Here is an 18,356-nt window from a genome sequence, read left to right as displayed (position 1 = left end):
GTGGCCAGGTGCGCCGACCCGAACACGAGCATGAACACCAGCCCGTAACTGATGACATTCCAACGCAATTCGCGGTCCTGGTTCGCCTCCACAATCAGCAACGCGGCGACGGTGATCACTGCGGCGAAGCACAGCAGCAGCAGCTCGGCGTTGCGACGGGTGGGCAGCGGAGGTGTGACCGCGAATTGCGTTGGAATGTCATCAGTTACGGGCTGGTGTTCATGCTCGTGTTCGGGTCGGCGCACCTGGCCATCCGGCGTTTCGCCCCCTACACCGATCCCCTGCTGTTGCCAATTGTGGCGCTGCTCAACGGACTTGGCCTGGTGATGATCCATCGGCTCGACCTGGTCGACAACCAGCTCAGCGGCCGCCATCACCCCAGCGCCACCCAGCAGATGATGTGGACCCTCGTCGGGGTGGTCACGTTCGCGCTGGTGGTCACATTCCTCAAAGACCATCGGCAGCTGGCGCGGTACGGCTACATCTGCGGGATCACCGGCCTGGTGCTGTTGGTGATTCCCGCACTGCTACCGGCATCGCTGTCCGAGCAGAACGGCGCGAAAATCTGGATTCGCTTCCCCGGCTTCTCGATTCAGCCCGCAGAATTCTCGAAGATCTTATTGCTGATCTTCTTCTCCGCCGTGCTGATCGCCAAGCGGGGCCTGTTCACCAGCGTCGGCAAGCATTTCATGGGGCTGACCCTGCCGCGCCCGCGCGACCTCGCGCCCCTGCTGGCCGCCTGGGTCATCTCGATCGGTGTGATGGTCTTCGAAAAGGACCTCGGTACCTCGCTGCTGCTGTACGCGTCGTTCCTGGTGGTGGTTTACCTTGCGACACAACGGTTCAGCTGGGTGGTGATCGGCCTGGTGCTGTTCGCGGTCGGCAGCGTCATCGCATATTTCGTCTTCGCGCATGTGCGAGTCCGGGTGCAGATGTGGTGGGATCCGTTCTCCGACCCCGACGGCAGCGGCTACCAGATCGTCCAGTCCCTGTTCAGTTTCGCCACCGGCGGCATCTTCGGCACCGGGCTGGGAAACGGGCAACCCGATACCGTGCCGGCCGCGTCGACCGACTTCATCATCGCCGCGTTCGGCGAGGAACTCGGGCTAGTCGGGCTCGCCAGCATCTTGATGCTCTACACCATCGTCATCGTCCGCGGCATGCGCACGGCGATCGCGACGCGCGACAGCTTCGGCAAGCTGCTGGCCGCGGGCCTGGCTTCCACCCTGGCCATCCAGCTGTTCATCGTCGTCGGCGGCGTTACGCAACTCATCCCGCTGACCGGTCTCACCACCCCGTGGATGTCCTACGGTGGATCGTCGTTGCTGGCGAACTATGTGTTGCTGGCCATCCTCGCTCGCATCTCCAACAGCGCTCGGCATCCCCTACGCGGCCGTGAGCGCAAGGATTCGCCGATCGCGGCGGCCAAGACCGAGGTAATCGAGAAGGTATGAACACCTCTCTGCGCCGCATCTCGATCACCGTCATGGCGCTGATCGTGCTGCTCCTGCTCAACGCCACTATGACGCAGGTGTTCGCCGCCGACTCACTGCGCGCCGATCCGCGCAATCAGCGCGTCCTGCTCGACGAGTATTCGCGCCAGCGCGGCCAGATCATCGCCGGCGGACAATTGCTGGCCTATTCGGTGGCCACCGACAGCCGCTTCCGCTTTCTGCGGGTCTACCCGAACCCGGCCGTCTACGCGCCGCTCACCGGCTTCTACTCGCTGCGCTATTCCAGCAGCGGCCTGGAGCGCGCCGAGGACCCCCTGTTGAACGGCTCCGACGAGCGGCTGTTCGGGCGCCGGCTGGCCGATTTCTTCACCGGCCGCGATCCGCGCGGCGGCAACGTCGACACCACCATCAGACCGCGGGTCCAGCAGGCCGGGTGGGACGCGATGCAGCAGGGGTGCGGTGGGCCGCCGTGCAAGGGCGCCGTCGTCGCCCTCGAGCCGTCCACCGGCAAGATCTTGGCCATGGTGTCATCGCCGTCCTATGACCCGAATCTGCTCGCGTCACACGATCCCCAGGTGCAGGCGCAAGCATGGCAGCGGCTTCGCGACGACCCCGACAATCCGCTGACCAACCGCGCCATCTCGGAGACCTACCCGCCCGGATCCACGTTCAAGGTGATCACCACCGCGGCCGCGCTGCAGGCGGGTGCGACCGACGCCGAGCAGTTGACCGCGGCGTCCTCCATCGTGCTGCCCGACAGCACCGCGAAGTTGGAGAACTACGGCGGCCAGCCCTGTGGCAACGAGCCCACGGTGTCGCTCAAGCAGGCGTTCGCCCTGTCCTGCAACACCGCATTCGTCCAGCTCGGCATGCACACCGGATCCGATGCGCTGCGCAGCATGGCACGCTCGTTCGGCCTGGACACCACCCCGAGCGTCATCCCGCTACAGGTCGCCGAATCAACGGTCGGGATCATCCCCGACGCCGCCGCGCTGGGCATGACCAGCATCGGCCAGAAGGACGTTGCGCTGACACCGCTGGAGAACGCCCAGGTCGCGGCGACCATCGCGAACGACGGCGTCACGATGCAGCCCTACCTGATCGACAGCCTCAAGGGCCCGGACCTGGCCAACATCAGCACCACCGTCCCCTATCAGCAGCGCCGCGCGGTGTCGCCCCAGGTCGCCGCTAAGCTAACAGAGCTGATGGTCGGCGCCGAGAAGGTCGCGCAGCAGAAAGGGGCCATTCCCGGCGTGCAGATCGCATCCAAGACGGGTACCGCAGAGCATGGCACCGATCCGCGTAATACGCCGCCGCACGCGTGGTACATCGCCTTCGCGCCCGCGCAGACGCCGAGAGTCGCCGTGGCAGTGTTGGTAGAGAATGGCGGCGACCGCCTGTCCGCGACGGGAGGTGCACTCGCCGCGCCGATCGGACGGGCTGTGATCCAAGCCGCGCTACAGGGAGGACCATGAGCCCGCGAGTTGGTGTGACGCTGTCTGGCAGATACCGCCTGCAGCGCCTGATCGCCACCGGCGGCATGGGCCAGGTCTGGGAGGCGGTGGACAGTCGGCTGGGCCGGCGCGTCGCGGTCAAGGTGCTCAAACAGGAGTTCTCCCAGGATCCGGAGTTCATTGAGCGGTTCCGCGCCGAGGCGCGCACCACCGCGATGCTCAATCACCCCGGCATCGCCCAGGTCCACGACTACGGCGAGAGCCAGCTGGACGGGGAAGGCCGCACCGCCTACCTGGTGATGGAGTTGGTGAACGGCGAGCCGCTGAACTCGGTCCTCAAGCGCACGGGCCGGCTGTCGCTGCGGCACGCCCTCGACATGCTCGAGCAGACCGGCCGGGCCCTGCAGGTCGCGCACGCCGCCGGCTTGGTGCACCGCGACGTCAAGCCGGGCAACATCCTGATCACCCCGACCGGCCAGGTGAAGATCACCGACTTCGGTATCGCCAAGGCCGTCGACGCCGCGCCCGTCACCCAGACGGGAATGGTGATGGGCACCGCCCAGTACATCGCCCCCGAACAGGCCCTCGGCCACGACGCAACGCCCTCCAGCGACGTGTACTCCCTGGGCGTGGTCGGCTACGAGGTGGTGTCGGGCAAGCGGCCGTTCACCGGTGACGGCGCCCTGACGGTCGCGATGAAGCACATCAAAGAGCCCCCGCCGCCGCTGCCCGCGGAGCTGCCGCCCAATGTGCGGGAGCTCATCGAGATCACGCTGGTCAAGAACCCCGCGATGCGCTACCGCAGCGGCGGGCCGTTCGCCGACGCCGTGGCGGCGGTACGGGCGGGCCGCCGTCCGCCCCGGCCCAGCCAGTCACCGCCTCCCGGGCGGGCATCGCCGGCGGCCATTCCGTCCAGCCCCACGACCAGGGCCGCCGCCGTGACCAGCACCCGCAGCGCGGCGCCGCGCCGATCCCGGCCGGCCACCGGCGGTCATCGCCCGCCCCCGGCGCGCCGGACCTTCTCGTCCGGTCAGCGCGCGCTGCTGTGGGCCGCCGGGGTGCTCGGAGCGCTGGCCATCATCATCGCGGTGCTGATCGTCATCAACTCCCGCGCAGACACCCAGCAGCAGTCCCCGCCCCCGACGGTCACCGACACCGGGAGCCCGCCCGCGCCGCCGCCGAGCAATACCCCGAGCGGCTCCGCGCCACGGCTCAATTGGACGAATCGCGGGACGATAAGTAATTCTGGACTGCAACGAGGGCCGGCCGAGCACGGGTGGGGTGAACCACTGACGCTCAGCGCATCACCGGCCCGACACGAGATGCCAAGATGACCACCCCTCAGCACCTGTCTGACCGTTATGAACTGGGCGAAATCCTCGGATTCGGGGGTATGTCCGAGGTTCACCTGGCCCGCGACGTCCGGCTGCACCGCGATGTCGCGGTCAAAGTGCTGCGCGCCGACCTGGCCCGCGATCCCAGCTTCTATCTGCGGTTCCGTCGCGAGGCGCAAAACGCGGCCGCGCTCAACCACCCGTCGATCGTCGCGGTCTACGACACCGGCGAGGCGGAGACACCGACGGGCCCGCTGCCGTACATCGTCATGGAGTACGTCGACGGCGTCACGCTGCGCGACATCGTGCACACCGACGGCCCGCTACCCCCGCGGCGGGCCATCGAGATCATTGCCGACGCGTGCCAGGCGCTGAACTTCAGTCACCAGAACGGCATCATCCACCGCGACGTCAAACCGGCGAACATCATGATCAGCAGCACCAACGCGGTCAAGGTGATGGACTTCGGCATCGCGCGCGCGATCGCCGACAGCGGCAACAGCGTCACCCAAACCGCGGCGGTGATCGGGACGGCCCAGTATCTGTCTCCCGAGCAGGCTCGCGGCGACACCGTGGACGCCCGGTCCGACGTCTACTCGCTGGGTTGTGTGCTCTACGAAATCCTCACGGGCGAGCCGCCTTTCACCGGCGACTCGCCGGTCGCCGTCGCCTACCAGCACGTGCGCGAGGACCCGATTCCGCCGTCGCACCGCCACGAGGGCATCTCCGCCGACCTCGACGCCGTCGTGCTCAAGGCGCTGGCCAAAAACCCGGACAACCGCTACCAGACCGCCGCGGAGATGCGCGCCGATCTGGTGCGGGTGCACAACGGCGAACCGCCCGAGGCGCCCAAGGTCCTCACCGACGCCGACCGCAGCTCGCTGCTCGCGGCGGGCGGGAATCCGCCCGGGCCGCGCACCGACGCGCTGCCCCGGCAACCCTTGCGCCGCATGGACGAAAGCAACGGCGGTTCGGTCGGTCGCTGGATCGTCGCGGTCGCCGCGTTGGCGGTGCTGACGATCGTCGTCGTCATCGCCTTCAACACCCTCGGCGGCACCACGCGCGATGTGCAGGTCCCTGACGTACGGGGCCAAGTCTCCGCCGATGCCATTGCCGCGCTGCAGAACCGCGGCTTCAAGACGCGCACCCTGCAAAAGCCCGATTCGGCGATCCCGCCCGACCACGTCATCAGTACCGACCCCGGGGCCAACGCCTCGGTGAGCGCGGGCGATGAGGTCACCATCAACGTCTCGACCGGTCCCGAACAGCGCGAGGTGCCCGACGTTTCCTCGCTGGGGTACTCCGACGCAGTCAGCAAGCTCAAGGCCGCCGGCTTCAGCAAGTTCAAGCAGGCCAATTCGCCGTCGAGCCCAGAGTTGCTAGGCAAGGTGATCGGCACCAACCCGCCGGCCAACCAGACGTCGGCGATCACCAACGTCATCACCGTCATCGTCGGGTCGGGGCCGGAGACCAAGCAGGTGCCCGACGTAGCGGGCCAGACCGTCGACGTCGCGCAGAAGAATCTCACCGTCTACGGCTTCACCAAGGTCACCCAGGCACAGGTGGACAGCAACCGGCCGGCCGGTGAGGTGATCGGCACCAATCCGCCTAAGGGCCAGATGGTTCCGGTGGATTCGGTGATCGAGCTCCAGGTGTCGAAGGGCAACCAGTTCGTGATGCCCGACCTGAGCGGCATGTTCTGGACGGACGCCGAGCCGCGGTTACGGGCGCTGGGTTGGACCGGGGTGCTGGACAAGGGGCCCGACGTGGACGCGGGCGGCTCGCAATCCCACCGGGTGGTGTATCAGAACCCGCCGGCCGGCACCGGGTGCAACCGGGACGGGATCATCACGCTGAAGTTCGGCCAGTAGCCGCCGGTTCGGCCGGGAAATAGGGCTGCACCGCGGCCCGGACCTCGTTTTCCAGCCGGCGGACCAGCGTGTCGTTGCGCGCCCACCCGCAATAGGTGAGCCAGTTGGCCAGCATCCGGTGCCCGCCCTCGGTCAGGATCGACTCCGGGTGGAACTGGACACCGTGAATCGGCAACTCGCTATGCCGCACCCCCATGATGACGCCGCCGCGGGTGCGCGCCGTCACCTCCAGCACGGGGGGCAGCGACTCCGGCAGTATGGTCAGCGAGTGGTAGCGGGTCGCCGTGAACGGATCCGGAAGCCCTTGCAGCACACCGGTATTGGTGTGGAAGACGTTGCTCGTCTTGCCGTGCAGCAGTTCGGGCGCGCGGTCCACGGTGGCGCCGAAGGCGACGCCGATGGCTTGGTGTCCGAGGCAGACCCCGAGCAGCGGGGTGCGCTCGGCGGCACACGCGCCGACCAGACCGATCGACGCGCCCGCACGTTCCGGGGTACCCGGACCGGGGCTGAGCAGCACACCGTCGAACCGCTTGGCGACGGCGGCCGCGTCGGAAAGCCTGGCGTCGTCGTTGCGCCACACCTCGGCCTCGACGCCCAACTGGCCGAGGTACTGCACCAGGTTGAACACGAAGCTGTCGTAGTTGTCGACGACCAGGATCCGCACCGTGCCAGGTTACCGTCCGCCGGAAATCAGTAGCCGATGGTTCCCATGGGCTGCGCGAAATGCAGCCGGTCGGGCTCGGTGTGGCCGACGATCTGCACGTCGGGCTTGACCTCTTCGCGGTAGCCGAGCCCGAAGCGGACCACGTACTGGCGGTACAGGGTGACCAGGGGAGCGGCGGCCAGGGCGGCTTGCATGGCGGCTGCGTTGCCGACCGCAGTGATCGTGTAGGGCGGGCTGTAAGTGCGCCCGTTGAGTAGCAGCGTGTTGCCGACGCAGCGGGGCACCGACGTGGCGATGATTCGCTGGTCCTGCATCTGAATCGCCTCCGCGCCGGCGCTCCACAACGCGTTGAGGACGGCCTCGATGTCCTGCTGGTGCACCACCAGGTCGTCGGGGGACGCATCCCGCGGGAAACGGCCATTGGCGTCGCGTGGCGCGTCGTCCAAGGTGACAGCGAGGCCCGGCCCGTGCACCGGGTTCATGTCCGCCTCGGTGGCCAGCTCGGCCGAGCGGCGCAGCATTGCCGCCAGCGCCAGATCCGAGGACCGTCCGTGCGCGGCGTCGATCTTGCCGGCCAGCGCGTCGCGTTGGGCGTTGAGGTGGTTCACCGACGCTTGGGCCTCGCGAACCAGATCGACCAGCCGCGGGGCGTCGCTGCGACGGATCTCCGCGCCGCCGGACACCCCGTGAGTGGCGGCAAGGAGCAAACCGGCCGACAGGCACACCACCGGGACGCCGAAGCGCCATGGTGACCGGCGTCCGTCGCTCATTCGGCTCTCCAATTTCCTGGTGGGCGTGCCGGGTGAGTTAGTCTCGTAGCCAAGCTGTGTGTGCAGCTGCCTCTTATCGTTGCACCCGTCCCACTCACCGTCTTGCTGAGGTAATCATGCCCAAGTCCAAGGTCCGCAAGAAGAACGACTTCGCCGTCAGCGCGGTCAGCCGCACGCCGGTGAAGGTGAAGGTGGGACCGTCGAGCGTGTGGTTCGTTGCCTTGTTCGTCGGCCTCATGTTGATCGGGCTGGTCTGGCTGATGGTGTTTCAGCTGGCCGCCGTCGGCAGCCAGGCGCCGACCGCCCTCAACTGGATGGCGCAACTCGGGCCGTGGAACTATGCCATCGCCTTCGCTTTCATGATCACCGGATTGTTGCTGACGATGCGCTGGCACTGAGCGACGTCAGCTGCGAAATGAATTCATTTTTAGCTTGCTCCGTTACTGTGCCAGCAACATTCCCACCCCCCAATCACACGCGTGTGATTTATCCCCACTGTTGATAGCGTCTGTGGATAACTCCATAGGCAGTGGTGGGAGGGGCTGAGCGGCGCATGCAGCAAACACGTTGGGAGCCCAGCACGCCAGGAATCGCTGGTTGTGGGGTCGCCGGTGTTCTGATGGCTATCGTCAGTGTGACCGTGGTCACAGACGCGCCGGGGCGGATTCTCGCGGGGATTGCCGCGGTGGGTCTGCTCTTGTTTGCGGGCGCGACGTGGCGCGCGCGTCCAAAGCTGGCAATTACCGCCGACGGCTTGCTGCTCCGGGGATGGTTCCGGACGCAGGTATTACAACCCCCCGACATCAAGATCATCCGGATCATCGAGTTCCGCCGCTACGGACGCAAAGTCCGGCTCCTCGAGGTGGAGACGGCCGACGACGACCTGATTCTGTTCTCTCGCTGGGACCTCGGGACGGACCCGCTCGAGGTGCTCGACGCGCTGACCGCCAGCGGTTACGCGGGGCGTCACCCGCACTGATCGGGACGGCCGGCGGCCCGGCTTAGGAGATGGTGATCGACTCGATGACCACCGGCTCGGTCGGGCGGTCGTTGGCGTCGGTGGACGTCGTCGCGATCGCCTCGACCACTCGCTGCGATTCGGGGTCCGTCACTTCGCCGAAGATCGTGTGCCGCCGGTTCAGGTGGGGGGTCTTGCCGACCGTGATGAAGAATTGCGAACCGTTGGTGCCCGGGCCCGCGTTCGCCATCGCCAGCAGGTACGGCTTGTCGAATTGCAGTTCGGGGTGGAACTCGTCGGCGAACTTGTAGCCCGGGCCGCCGCGACCGGTGCCGGTCGGGTCGCCGCCCTGGATCATGAAGCCCTGGATCACCCGGTGGAAGACCGCCCCATCGTAGAACGGACCGGAGGACCCGCCCGATGCGTTCTGGGTCGAGTACTCCTTGGTGCCCTGCGCCAGGCCAACGAAGTTGGCGACGGTCTTGGGCGCGTGGTTTCCGAACAGTGCGACTTTGATGTCGCCGCGGTTGGTGTGGAGCGTGGCGGTAGCGGTCTGATGGGGGCTGTTGGTCACGGCATGAGAGTCTGCCACTACCCGTGGGCATGCCCGCACCCGGTGTCGCTCAAGCCGAGCGGCGGCCGAAACTGCGTCGCGCGCATACCGGTTCCGTCGGCGTCCCTATGCTGGCAGTCTGTTCAGGACGCACAGAAAGGCGGCAGATGAGCGCTAAGGCGGAATCCCGGCTGACCCCGCGAGAGCGACTGGCTCGGGGGCTGACTTACTCGACACTGGGTCCGGTCGACGTCACCCGCGGAGTCGTCGGCCTCGGTGTCCAGTCGGCGCAGTCGACCGCATCGCAGATCCGTCGCAAATACCAAGAGGGGCGCCTGGCCAAGGAACTCGCCGCGGCCCAAGAGGCGCTCGCCCAGGAGCTGGCCGCCGCGCAGGAAGTGGTCGCGGGCCTGCCTCAGGCGCTTCAGGACGCGCGACGGGCGCAGCGCCGGAATAGGCGTCCGTGGGTGATCGCCGGGGGCGCTGTCGTTGTCCTCGCCGGCGGCGCCGTCGCGTTCAGCATTGTGCGGCGCCAGGTGCGGGAGAAGCCTCAGGAGCCCCAGTCGCGGCCGCCGAGCGTCGACGTGCAGCCGCGCCCGTAGGCATCACTCCCCGGGATAGTCACCAAAGGACCACAAGTTGCCCTCCGGGTCTCGAACAGAGAATTCCCTTGCGCCGTAATCCGTTTCGGCTAACGGTCGAATGATGTCGCCCTCGCGTTCACGGATGCGCTCGTATAGCGCTGCGGGGTCGCTGGTGACGACATAGCCACCGGAGGTGCCCGGTTCACGACACCATTCGGCGCCGGGCTTGTGACTGCCGAGCATGATGCCGCCGGTTCCCTCCGGCCAGTTCAGTTGGGCGTGGTCGACGCGCGAACCCTCGCCATAGCGCGCGGCGAGGACGAAGCCGAAGGTGTGCACGTAGTAGTCGATCAACGTGGATGCGTCATGGGCCTGCAATGTCAACCACACGCTCGGATTGGAACCAGTCATAGTTGCAGTCTGGGGCGAGCTGATGGCCGCCGTCTTGAATGTTTCGGAACTCTTCAGCCAGCCAGCGCCGCGGGGACGTGCCCGCAAATCTGGTGAACTCGCGGCTCAGGTGCGCCTGATCGCTATACCCGGTCTCGACCGCGACGGACGCCAGGTCGACCCGGCCGCCGCGGCGCCGCACCGATTCGGAAATCAGGCCGGTCGCGTGCTCGAAGCGCATCAACATCGCCACCGTCTTCGGCGACCGGCCGACTTCCCGCCGGAACAGCGTCGTCAGGTGCCGTGGGCTCAATCCGACGGCCTCGGCGGCCGCGGCCACTGAGGCCCGCCCGCCGCTGCGCTCCAACAGCTGCCAGGCGAAGACCACCTCGGGACGCACTCTCGCACGTTCATGTCGCCGCGACGCGTCGACCAGGTAGTTGGTGATCACGGTGAACGCTTCCCGCCAATTCCGGGCGTCGGCGACGCGCTCGTGCAATTCGACGCCACGCGGGCCCATGACAAGGGTGGCGTCGAGGTCGACCGATTCCAACTTTGCGGCGGGCATATCGAAGAGAGCTCGGGCGGCCAGCGGATGCACCGCCAACTGCACACCGGCCTGGCCGCGTTGCTGCCGGATATGCGCGGCGGTGACGTGCAAACCACCCACCAGCAGTGGCTTTGGCTGGGCAGCGGGAACGGCCTCCGGGGTTGCGGCCGCCGACACGCCATCGTCGCGACTGACGATGAGGGTCAGCTTTGCCGAAGGCATTCCGCGGTGCACGCCGGCGGGAGCCGCCAATGCGCGGTAGCCGACCATTGCCGCGACACCTGGCGCGCACCCGGCCGGCCCATTGACGAATTCCCAGACGCGCATCGGCTCGCCGGCGACCACAGTCCCACGTTAACCGTGCGGCCGCTCCCCACGCAGATTTCGATTGCATATGACCTCAATGCGGGGAAATCGGATCGCGCCACCCAGCGTCTCAGTGAGTGTCGGGCCGCCCCTGTTCTTCTCGGGGGCGGCCCGTGATCGATGGGAACTTCCTCGATCTGGCCACCGAAGCCAACGAATCTTGAGATTATTTGGAGGTGCGAGTGGCGGGGGTAAACGTGAAGGGCGGATTTCTTTTCCTCGCCGTTGCTGAAGCTGATGCCAGGCTGCTGGCAGCACCGGCTGGGAGCACGCAAACGAGGTTGGCGCTTAATCAGGGTCTTTCGGAAGCGCAGGGATTAGGCGACCTTAAAGACCGACTGAGACAAGAATTGGCGGGTGCATCAGTTGCCGCAGTGGGCCTCGTGGAGACGCGCCAGAGGAGCAATTGGGTTTATCGGTACGCTTACCAACGAATCACAGCGGTCAGCGCAGTAATGTTCGCCGCCAACGAGCTCGGAATCGATTTCAGAACTCTCCCTACCGAGGCCATCGGCCGCGCGGTTGGCTGCGCACCCCATAAGCTTCAGACGGTCGGTTCTGGCCGTTACGGGTTCGAGAACCCACCCACATACTGGTCTACCGGTCTCGCGGAAGCATACGCTGCTGCTGCAACAATGCTTGGGCGGGTCGAGGCGTGATGGTCGAACCCAACCGCACTGTCCAGGAACAAGATTCGGTTGCCGGTACGAAGCGCCAAGACGAGCGGACCCTCCGATTGCCTTTCGAATGCCTACGCAGTGTGGCAGGCGGTTTGAATGAGGTACGCCTCTGGTGGGATCCGAATCTCGAATGTAGGCGGATTGGCAAGAGGATCGATCTGTCCAACTTGGATGACGTACTACCAGAAGCCGCAACGCTTCAGATGATCGACCACCGTAATGTCGTGCCGGTATTGGCAGCCGCATCGGTCGATGGCTACCCACAGCCCATGAACGTGATCGAGATTGTCACGCCTTACTACCCGAGGGGAAGCGTGACCGACGCGCTCCTGGCTCGAGAGTCGATCGTGCCGACCGATGCAGTTCGGATCGTTCAAGCGGCCCTGAGGGGATTGGGCTGCGTTCACGAGGTCCACGGCATCGCGCATCGCGACATCAAGAGCGGCAACATTCTCTTAGCCGACGATGGTTCGATTGCGAAGCTTGCAGACTTGGGTTTGGCGGGTGTCTTCGACACTAACGGAACGGTACCTGCACTTGACAACCCGACGCTGTATACACCCCCCGAACTCGTTGCGACTGGCATTCTTACTCGTGCAAGTGACCTGTTCTCGATGGGGCTGGTGCTGCTCGAGCTACTAAGAGGACCGTTCGAATATGAGAGCTACTCCACAGCGTTCGTCGTGGAACGTCTGATGAGCAGGCGGTCACCACTATCTGCGGCGGACCGCAAATATCCATTGTGGGTGTCACGGTCAATGATCCGGCTGCTGAATAAGGCGCTGAATACCCGTCCGTCGCAAAGGTTTCAAACAGCGAGCGATATGGATCACCAGCTTTCCCGAGTGCGCGTCATTGATTGGGCCAAAGTAGAAGAGCTCCGCTGGGAAGCCCCTTTCCGTCATCATCCCGAACGTCGGATCCGCGTTGAAGCAACGGCGCTTCGAAAGGGCGGTCTTCGGTTGTCGACGCGGATGAATCGCGGTAATGGCTGGCGCCGCTACGGATTCCGCGATCTCGACGTCGAGGTGTTAGATTCCACACCCGTGCGGCGGTTGTTTGACCAAGCTACGGACACCGCGATCGTTCGCTGAGCCGCGGTCTGGACAGCACGCGCCTCATCGTGTGTGAGGGTTGACCACAATTCGGCGACCTGAACCCGACGAGAATTATCGACCGTCCACGTCGCCGCGGCCCCAATGCCTTCAGGGACAAGCCATCCCCCCTGAGCGAGGTCCAAGAATACCGCCTTGACACTTGCTTCGGTCACTCCGCGACCAACGCTGAACAGCCTCTTCAATGTTCGCAGAGCGTGACCCGGAGGTAGGTCACGAAGCAACTCCTCCACCAGCATGCGCCCGATCCATGAGCTCCGCGGCAGGACCGCCCCCGTCACGCTCCCAGATTCAGCTGTTGCGTCAACCGCCAACAGAATAACCGCACTAGGGGTGAGGAGAAGTCGCCGGCTCATGAGCCAACGATACATGGGCTACGCGTATCGCGTAACGCGTAACGCGGAACGTATAACACGTAAGCGTATTATCTTCCTCGTGGCTCTTGCCGACGACCCCGACGTAGGCGAACTATCGCGCGTATTGTTCGGTCAGACACATCGGCTAGCCGTGATGTTAGGAATTGCCCGGGGACCCAGAGAGTTCGCGCTTTCCGAGCTTGCCGAGGAGCTTGGATACAAGAACCTCAGCAGCATCCAAGACCCCGTCCGCGATCTGGAGAAATCCCACTTGATCACGCGGCTGCCGAAGGTGGCGAACAAAGTGCGTTTCCGTCGGAACGCAAGTCTTGCCTGGCGATGGGCGAAAGAGTTAGGTGAGTCCCTCTCCGCCTGAACAGACGAGAGAGGGACTGCTTGAAACTATAGGTTGGCGCGTGCTCACGAGCTCCGCCATCCGCGTCCCGGCGACATGAGACCAAATCTCCGGCCGGTAGATGGAGCCGTTGCGCCCCGTTCCCGGCTGAGTAGTTGATCGGGCTCCCCTTGCTCTCGGGGAGCATCCCGAATCTCTGTAGCTGGCAAAGCGCTGCCGATCTGGCCGAACGGATCCCTCGACGTTTTGTTCAGGTGGAATAGGGGTAGGTCTGGCAATGTTATGTGCCACATCGTGTTACGACGCGACCACCAAAAATTGAAAGTTCAGCCTGCGGTAAGCAAAGCAGCGTGTCATCATTAGCGCGAGCTGGTGGCAGAGCTATGGTGGACTTCACAACCTGGGCAAAGACGCGTCATGTAGCATTCAGTCGGCTGGCGCAAGTCAGTTCCTAGAGAGGAAAGCCCGTGGGCAAGAGCGCATCACCGAAGGCGGAACAGGGCACGATTGCCGCTTCGCCATCGAAGCGTGCAGGCGGCAAGAAATACGTAATCCTCTCCGGTAAGGTCGACCTTACTATGGCTCCGACCAGTGTTCTGGCAAAAAAGTAGCTCGCCTAGCTGCCGAGCAAAACCGCTGATGCCGCACTGTACAGAAGGCTCAGCAGTTCGTTCGTGTGCTGCTCGCCCAGGCGGCTGAGTACTCCTAAGCGCCGGGCAACGTCGCTTCCGGCCGCCGCTTCCGAGCCGTCGACGTAATAAGTGGAGTCGAGAGTCAGGGCTCCCACCGTCAACTGATCCAGAGGGCGGCCAGCCACCATCTCCCTTGAGGTGAACCCGCCAACGGTGATTGGGACCGCTAATACGCCGTGCCACAGTCCCGAGTTCTTATGCTGATCCAGATTCGTTGTGATAGGCAGGCCGTTGAACACCGCTTGTGCAGCAGCGTACGGAGAATCCGACGAAATCGGCACATCTCTCTTCATTGCCCAAGGCTCCCGGTTCTGGAACGTCGACGATCCGAGCAACTCCAGCGCGTAGGTGGGAGCTTGGCTCGCTAGGTCAAGTCGTCGCAACCAGAGGCATAGTTGGAAGTTCTCCTGATCGCCGGCCTCGTACACTACGCCATATGACTTTGCTAAACGGCGCAAAAACCTCTGGATAGGAGCTAGGGCCGCGCTCAAGCGGCTCGTGATGGCGGCGGACACATCATCAACAGGGACGTACGGAGACCGGTCACAATCAAGCCAACCATAACAAGCTTTAATGGCTGCTTTATAGCGCACTCCGTAACGAAGAGACGGTGCACGTCCGGGTGGCCTACTCTTGTATTGCTCTGGATACTTCACTGCCAACGCTAGGTCGGCAACTACCTGATTTACCTGCGAGAAAGATTTGAGTATGACAGGTTTGACGTTCAACTTACGGTCAATAAATTGTGCAGATGCGGTGAAGTACTCAGCCGTTTGCATATCGTCATTTGCGCCTTCTACGGGCAGCATGACAGACAAAGAATACCTGTGAAGGTTTTTGCGTTCTCGCGCTGGGTCTGGTGTTGTGTATGTGGGATCAGAGCCAGCGGAGTGATACAGAGGTGCGATCACATTGGGATCCGTCAGGCTAACGCCCACGAATACCGCAACAGCGCCGTCGAGAGCCTCCGCAATGATGTTCCTAACTTGTGACCCGTAGGTCAAGAACTGAGACTGCGTCAGGATCAGCGGTTGTCGTACGGTGTCTTCGGGACTACCAATTGCTTGAGTGACCATTCCATGAACATGCAGCACAGATACGATTTGATCGTCACATCGCGCCTTCCAGTCATCGACATCGCCCAGCCCGAACGACTTCACTTCAACGCCGAGTGCTTCCTCCAAGGCGTCTTCTAACAACCGATCGAAATTAGTAGTGATGATGCGGGTGACACCCCTGCGAACCGCTACTAGTCGAGCTATCGACTTGGCGAGTTGCCCAGGCTCAACAATCGCACTCGGTGGGTATAAAGCATCCCGGATTAATTCATGGGTATGAACATTTTTATTTAGGCTGTGAGCCAACGTCAAGGCTATCTCGGCCTTACGTATCTGATCCACCTCGTTCGACAGGACCAATCTCCGCATCTCCGCATTTTTGATAGCTCCCGCCAAACGGTTAACGAGCTCTCCCCACGCGGGCAGCCCGGAATTCATGGAGACCCCGGCCCCGACGACCAAGCTCAATGGAATTGTTTTCTGGACGCTATCGAATAACTGTCGAAGGTAAGGCTGATGCGCGAATGACAACGCATGGTCCTTCACCAAGTCGCTTGCCGATATTAGAGAGTAGTCCCCGCGTCCCGTACTCATGCCGAGGCACCTAGCATCGTGGTGCTTCCCCCAACTCGTCTACGTTTGAGCAGTCAGCCGCAACGTTAGCCAGCAGGTCCCGGCAAAGGCTAGCACTGACCTGCGCCGAATCAACCAGAAATGCGCGTTTACTGGTGAGCGCTGGCTTTGTGAACGGGTTGCTCGGGGCGCGCATTCCCGCGTCGGGGAGGGGTGAGTCGGTTCGATGATCTTGCAGATCTTCGTCGATTGCGGTCGCCTTGCTGGATTGCTGCACCGGCCCTTCCCGTACACAGAGGGTCCATGGCCGCGCTCTTTGCGCCCGGGCAGAGGGGAAGCGGCCTGGCTACTGTAGACGGCCCGGACAGGCACCGCGTCCGCAGTGGCTTCGATAGGCTTCATCACTGATCAACTGCCCCAACGCTCTGACGTGTGCTTTCGCAATTCAGCCAACACAGTCAGGACCTCCCAACGTCCAGTACGTAGAGTTCGGGACAAAGGGGCCGTCACGGCGATGCACGGCGTTTCGGTCTAACGATGGCGGCGCGAAAGAGAACTTGAATCGACTTCCCAAGCTCGCTACGCGGGTGCGATCCGTCTGCCAGTTATCAGAAATACCGCCGCCACCACCAGTCATCTCGTCTCGGGTGTTACCAAAAGCGCGAATGAACCCGGGCCGCTTGCGGAGCTCCTGTACATCTGCGTACCCCGGCTCGTTCACCTCCGGTCGGCGGAGCGACTTTTCGAAAGGGTCGAGCTTCTCCGCGTGGTCCTTGCACCAGATCAGCCAGTCGGTCACCGCGACGCGATTGTCAATGTCGGTGATCTGTTCAATCCTGCTTTCCATCTCCGCCAAGTAGTGACGAAGCCGTCCCTCATCGAGGTCTGCCCTGAGCCGTTTGCTGAGCTTGTGCTGGGAGCCTCCCGACGTTCGTGGGGGACATGCCGTTCTCGGCTGCCGGCGCGGACGCCTTGTTTTTCCCGACTCGGTCGGTGGTTACATGCGGGGCAGCAACGTGCGCGCAGGTGGTGGTCTCAGGCGGTCGCCGCGGCCCAGCTCTTCCCGATGTCCGTGACGGACGCGGCCGGTAAGCAGGCCGTGGTGTACGACTTTAAGCTGCGCGAGCTCCGGCACACTGCAGCGTCACTGGCCATCCACGCTGGCGCGAACATCGAGCCGCTGCAGAACGTGCACGGACGCTAGTCCGCCGGGCTGACGCTGGACCGTTACGGACACTTGTATGGGTCGGACGTTGAGGCGGTTGGGGTGGGGATCAACGCGCTATTAACTCGCGATTGTGGTCAGTGGGACGGAATCAACGCCAGCGCTGGCTTAGCGAACACGGCCTGAAATACAGTTTCGATCTGTGGAGCCTAGGGGAATCGAACCCCTGACACCCGCCTTGCAAAGGCGGTGCTCTACCAACTGAGCTAAGGCCCCTCGACGTGATCGGGTGGCTGACCGGATGGGTCGTCCACCGCCACGTGCCAGACCTCGACCCCGCGTCGGGAGCGCACCACCACCGCCGCCACCACAGCGATCAGTGTGATTGGCAGGGCGAGTCTTACGCAACGTCTTGACGGGCACATGGTTGTGGGCCTAGGAGGACTCGAACCTCCGACCTCTTCGTTATCAGCGAAGCGCTCTAACCGCCTGAGCTATAGGCCCGTACGCGGGTACGGCCGAGCGACGAGATTACCGCAATCGCCGCCCCACCCCCAAAACGCTAGTCGCGGTCGGCCAGCGTTACTTCGATACCGCCGATCAGATCGGTGGTCAGGTTGTAGACGAACGCGGCGATCGTGGCCATCGCGGTCAACAGGACGATGTTCACCAAGCCGATCAACACGGCGCCGCCGAAGATGGTGCCGCTGGAGACGAGCTCGCCGCTGCTGCCGCTGGTGTTGTTCAGCAGGTCGCCGACGTTGCTGTTCAGCTTCGACCACACGCCCATTCCGCCGAGCACCAGGTACAGGAATGCGACCGCGATCATCCAGACGAAGAACAGCGCGACCGAGAGCAGCAGGGAGACCTTGAGCGTGCTCCACGGATCGATCCGGCGAATCTGCATGCTGGCCCGCACCGGCCCGCGCGGTCGCCGCGTCACCTGGGTGTGGCTTTCGCGGCCTTCGCGGCCCTCCCGGGTCTCGGACGCCGACGAACGGCCGGATCCCGGCGGGCTCGCCGCCTCCGCCGTGCGGTCGGGCGGAGTCTTGCGCTGCGGTCCACGCGGCGTCGGGCCGGACAGGTCCGGCAACTCGCTGGCGTAGGCCTCCGCCGGCGGCCCGTCAGCGCGCCCCTGCGGGGCATCACTCTCGTGCGGCGGGTTCTTCGCGTGCGGGGGCGCGCCGGCGCCCGGCGCCGCGGTGCCGGAGATGAACCGGTTCAGCCGGGCCTCGACGCCGGTGGGCGGGCCCGACGGCCGCGCCTCGGTCGGGGGCTCGTTCTGGCGCGGCGCCTGCGGGGGCCTGGGCCCACCGCGCTGCCGCGGTGGCGACTCTCCGGCGTCGGGAGCACGTCCGGGATGTGCGGGCGGCGTCGCGCGGTGTACGCCGGCGCGCTCGGCCGAGCCGTCCCC

16 protein-coding genes, 2 tRNA genes and 2 pseudogenes are annotated in these 18,356 nt (G+C 64.4%); 9 read left to right on the top strand and 11 right to left on the bottom strand.

Going from position 1 to position 18,356, the window contains the following annotated elements; all coding sequences use genetic code 11:
• A pseudogene (locus A5697_RS27740) lies at positions 1 to 197 on the bottom strand (cell division protein FtsW); the annotation flags it as partial.
• On the opposite strand from A5697_RS27740, the pseudogene A5697_RS12975 reads away from it, so the two are divergent.
• The 4 genes and pseudogenes from A5697_RS12975 to pknB form a co-directional block, all read left to right on the top strand.
• Positions 198 to 1,454: pseudogene (locus A5697_RS12975) on the top strand (FtsW/RodA/SpoVE family cell cycle protein); the annotation flags it as partial.
• Positions 1,451 to 2,929, top strand: coding sequence for a D,D-transpeptidase PbpA (gene pbpA, locus A5697_RS12970; protein WP_067944723.1), 1,479 nt, complete (start codon positions 1,451 to 1,453; stop codon positions 2,927 to 2,929). The pseudogene A5697_RS12975 and the gene pbpA, both read left to right, overlap by 4 nt.
• On the top strand, positions 2,926 to 4,242 hold the full coding sequence (locus tag A5697_RS12965; RefSeq protein WP_067944724.1) for a serine/threonine-protein kinase: 1,317 nt from the start codon (positions 2,926 to 2,928) through the stop codon (positions 4,240 to 4,242). Before pbpA ends, A5697_RS12965 begins: the two co-directional genes overlap by 4 nt.
• Complete coding sequence (gene pknB / locus A5697_RS12960; RefSeq protein WP_067944725.1) at positions 4,239 to 6,113, top strand: Stk1 family PASTA domain-containing Ser/Thr kinase; 1,875 nt, start codon at positions 4,239 to 4,241, stop codon at positions 6,111 to 6,113. The genes A5697_RS12965 and pknB overlap by 4 nt, the downstream gene beginning before the upstream one ends.
• On the opposite strand, the gene A5697_RS12955 is transcribed toward pknB, so the two are convergent.
• Positions 6,091 to 6,777, bottom strand: a complete 687-nt coding sequence (locus A5697_RS12955) for an aminodeoxychorismate/anthranilate synthase component II (protein WP_067944726.1) — start codon at positions 6,775 to 6,777, stop codon at positions 6,091 to 6,093. The genes pknB and A5697_RS12955 overlap by 23 nt on opposite strands.
• 26 nt (positions 6,778 to 6,803) lie before the next feature.
• Complete coding sequence (locus A5697_RS12950; protein ID WP_067944727.1) at positions 6,804 to 7,547, bottom strand: DUF881 domain-containing protein; 744 nt, start codon at positions 7,545 to 7,547, stop codon at positions 6,804 to 6,806.
• 116 nt (positions 7,548 to 7,663) lie between these two features.
• Here A5697_RS12950 and crgA point away from each other — a divergent pair, with 116 nt between their 5' ends.
• Both crgA and A5697_RS12940 read left to right on the top strand, forming a co-directional pair.
• Entirely contained in the window at positions 7,664 to 7,945 is a 282-nt protein-coding gene (crgA, locus tag A5697_RS12945; RefSeq protein WP_067208633.1) for a cell division protein CrgA, read from the top strand.
• A gap of 155 nt (positions 7,946 to 8,100) precedes the next feature.
• Positions 8,101 to 8,526 (top strand): PH domain-containing protein, encoded by a 426-nt coding sequence (locus tag A5697_RS12940; protein WP_067944731.1) that lies wholly within the window; start codon positions 8,101 to 8,103, stop codon positions 8,524 to 8,526.
• Between the two features lie 22 nt (positions 8,527 to 8,548).
• On the opposite strand, the gene A5697_RS12935 is transcribed toward A5697_RS12940, so the two are convergent.
• Positions 8,549 to 9,097, bottom strand: coding sequence for a peptidylprolyl isomerase (locus A5697_RS12935; protein ID WP_067208637.1), 549 nt, complete (start codon positions 9,095 to 9,097; stop codon positions 8,549 to 8,551).
• 128 nt (positions 9,098 to 9,225) lie between these two features.
• Between A5697_RS12935 and cwsA the strand changes: the two genes are divergently transcribed.
• Positions 9,226 to 9,660, top strand: a complete 435-nt coding sequence (gene cwsA, locus A5697_RS12930) for a cell wall synthesis protein CwsA (protein WP_067944728.1) — start codon at positions 9,226 to 9,228, stop codon at positions 9,658 to 9,660.
• Between the two features lie 3 nt (positions 9,661 to 9,663).
• Here cwsA and A5697_RS12925 read toward each other — a convergent pair whose 3' ends face one another.
• Together A5697_RS12925 and A5697_RS12920 are read right to left on the bottom strand one after the other, a co-directional pair.
• Complete coding sequence (locus A5697_RS12925; protein ID WP_067944729.1) at positions 9,664 to 10,053, bottom strand: VOC family protein; 390 nt, start codon at positions 10,051 to 10,053, stop codon at positions 9,664 to 9,666.
• A complete protein-coding gene (locus A5697_RS12920) occupies positions 10,007 to 10,852 on the bottom strand; it encodes a helix-turn-helix domain-containing protein (protein WP_067944732.1) in 846 nt (281 codons plus the stop codon). The genes A5697_RS12925 and A5697_RS12920 overlap by 47 nt, the downstream gene beginning before the upstream one ends.
• Positions 10,853 to 11,606: 754 nt before the next feature.
• Between A5697_RS12920 and A5697_RS12915 the strand changes: the two genes are divergently transcribed.
• On the top strand, positions 11,607 to 12,722 hold the full coding sequence (locus A5697_RS12915; protein WP_068010777.1) for a protein kinase: 1,116 nt from the start codon (positions 11,607 to 11,609) through the stop codon (positions 12,720 to 12,722).
• A gap of 456 nt (positions 12,723 to 13,178) precedes the next feature.
• Positions 13,179 to 13,475, top strand: a complete 297-nt coding sequence (locus A5697_RS27735) for an ArsR family transcriptional regulator (RefSeq protein ID WP_156673283.1) — start codon at positions 13,179 to 13,181, stop codon at positions 13,473 to 13,475.
• A gap of 595 nt (positions 13,476 to 14,070) precedes the next feature.
• Here the strand turns inward: A5697_RS27735 and A5697_RS27180 are convergent.
• From A5697_RS27180 to A5697_RS12890, 5 genes are all read right to left on the bottom strand, one after another.
• Entirely contained in the window at positions 14,071 to 15,573 is a 1,503-nt protein-coding gene (locus A5697_RS27180; protein ID WP_197500987.1) for an SIR2 family protein, read from the bottom strand.
• Between the two features lie 649 nt (positions 15,574 to 16,222).
• Positions 16,223 to 16,624, bottom strand: a complete 402-nt coding sequence (locus tag A5697_RS12905) for a hypothetical protein (protein ID WP_068010773.1) — start codon at positions 16,622 to 16,624, stop codon at positions 16,223 to 16,225.
• Between the two features lie 521 nt (positions 16,625 to 17,145).
• A tRNA-Ala gene (locus A5697_RS12900) sits at positions 17,146 to 17,218 on the bottom strand.
• 154 nt (positions 17,219 to 17,372) lie between these two features.
• A tRNA-Ile gene (locus A5697_RS12895) sits at positions 17,373 to 17,446 on the bottom strand.
• 58 nt (positions 17,447 to 17,504) lie between these two features.
• A partial coding sequence (locus A5697_RS12890) for a DUF3566 domain-containing protein (protein WP_067944730.1) occupies positions 17,505 to 18,356 on the bottom strand: 852 nt, incomplete at its 5' end.

Source organism: Mycobacterium sp. E3251 (genome assembly GCF_001666835.1).
Lineage (GTDB): Bacteria > Actinomycetota > Actinomycetes > Mycobacteriales > Mycobacteriaceae > Mycobacterium.
Note: the sequence above shows the minus strand (reverse complement) of the source record. Positions and strands in the feature narration are given on the sequence as shown.

Excerpts from the sequence above, each read along its gene's own strand:
- crgA (WP_067208633.1), top strand. The coding sequence starts at position 7,664 with ATGCCCAAGTCCAAGGTCCGCAAGAAGAACGACTTCGCCGTCAGCGCG.
- A5697_RS27180 (WP_197500987.1), bottom strand. The coding sequence starts at position 15,573 with ATGCGGAGATTGGTCCTGTCGAACGAGGTGGATCAGATACGTAAGGCC.
- A5697_RS12965 (WP_067944724.1), top strand. The coding sequence starts at position 2,926 with ATGAGCCCGCGAGTTGGTGTGACGCTGTCTGGCAGATACCGCCTGCAG.
- A5697_RS12925 (WP_067944729.1), bottom strand. The coding sequence starts at position 10,053 with ATGACTGGTTCCAATCCGAGCGTGTGGTTGACATTGCAGGCCCATGAC.
- pbpA (WP_067944723.1), top strand. The coding sequence starts at position 1,451 with ATGAACACCTCTCTGCGCCGCATCTCGATCACCGTCATGGCGCTGATC.
- A5697_RS12940 (WP_067944731.1), top strand. The coding sequence starts at position 8,101 with ATGCAGCAAACACGTTGGGAGCCCAGCACGCCAGGAATCGCTGGTTGT.
- cwsA (WP_067944728.1), top strand. The coding sequence starts at position 9,226 with ATGAGCGCTAAGGCGGAATCCCGGCTGACCCCGCGAGAGCGACTGGCT.
- A5697_RS12905 (WP_068010773.1), bottom strand. The coding sequence starts at position 16,624 with ATGGAAAGCAGGATTGAACAGATCACCGACATTGACAATCGCGTCGCG.
- pknB (WP_067944725.1), top strand. The coding sequence starts at position 4,239 with ATGACCACCCCTCAGCACCTGTCTGACCGTTATGAACTGGGCGAAATC.
- A5697_RS12950 (WP_067944727.1), bottom strand. The coding sequence starts at position 7,547 with ATGAGCGACGGACGCCGGTCACCATGGCGCTTCGGCGTCCCGGTGGTG.
- A5697_RS12920 (WP_067944732.1), bottom strand. The coding sequence starts at position 10,852 with ATGGTCGGCTACCGCGCATTGGCGGCTCCCGCCGGCGTGCACCGCGGA.
- A5697_RS12915 (WP_068010777.1), top strand. The coding sequence starts at position 11,607 with ATGGTCGAACCCAACCGCACTGTCCAGGAACAAGATTCGGTTGCCGGT.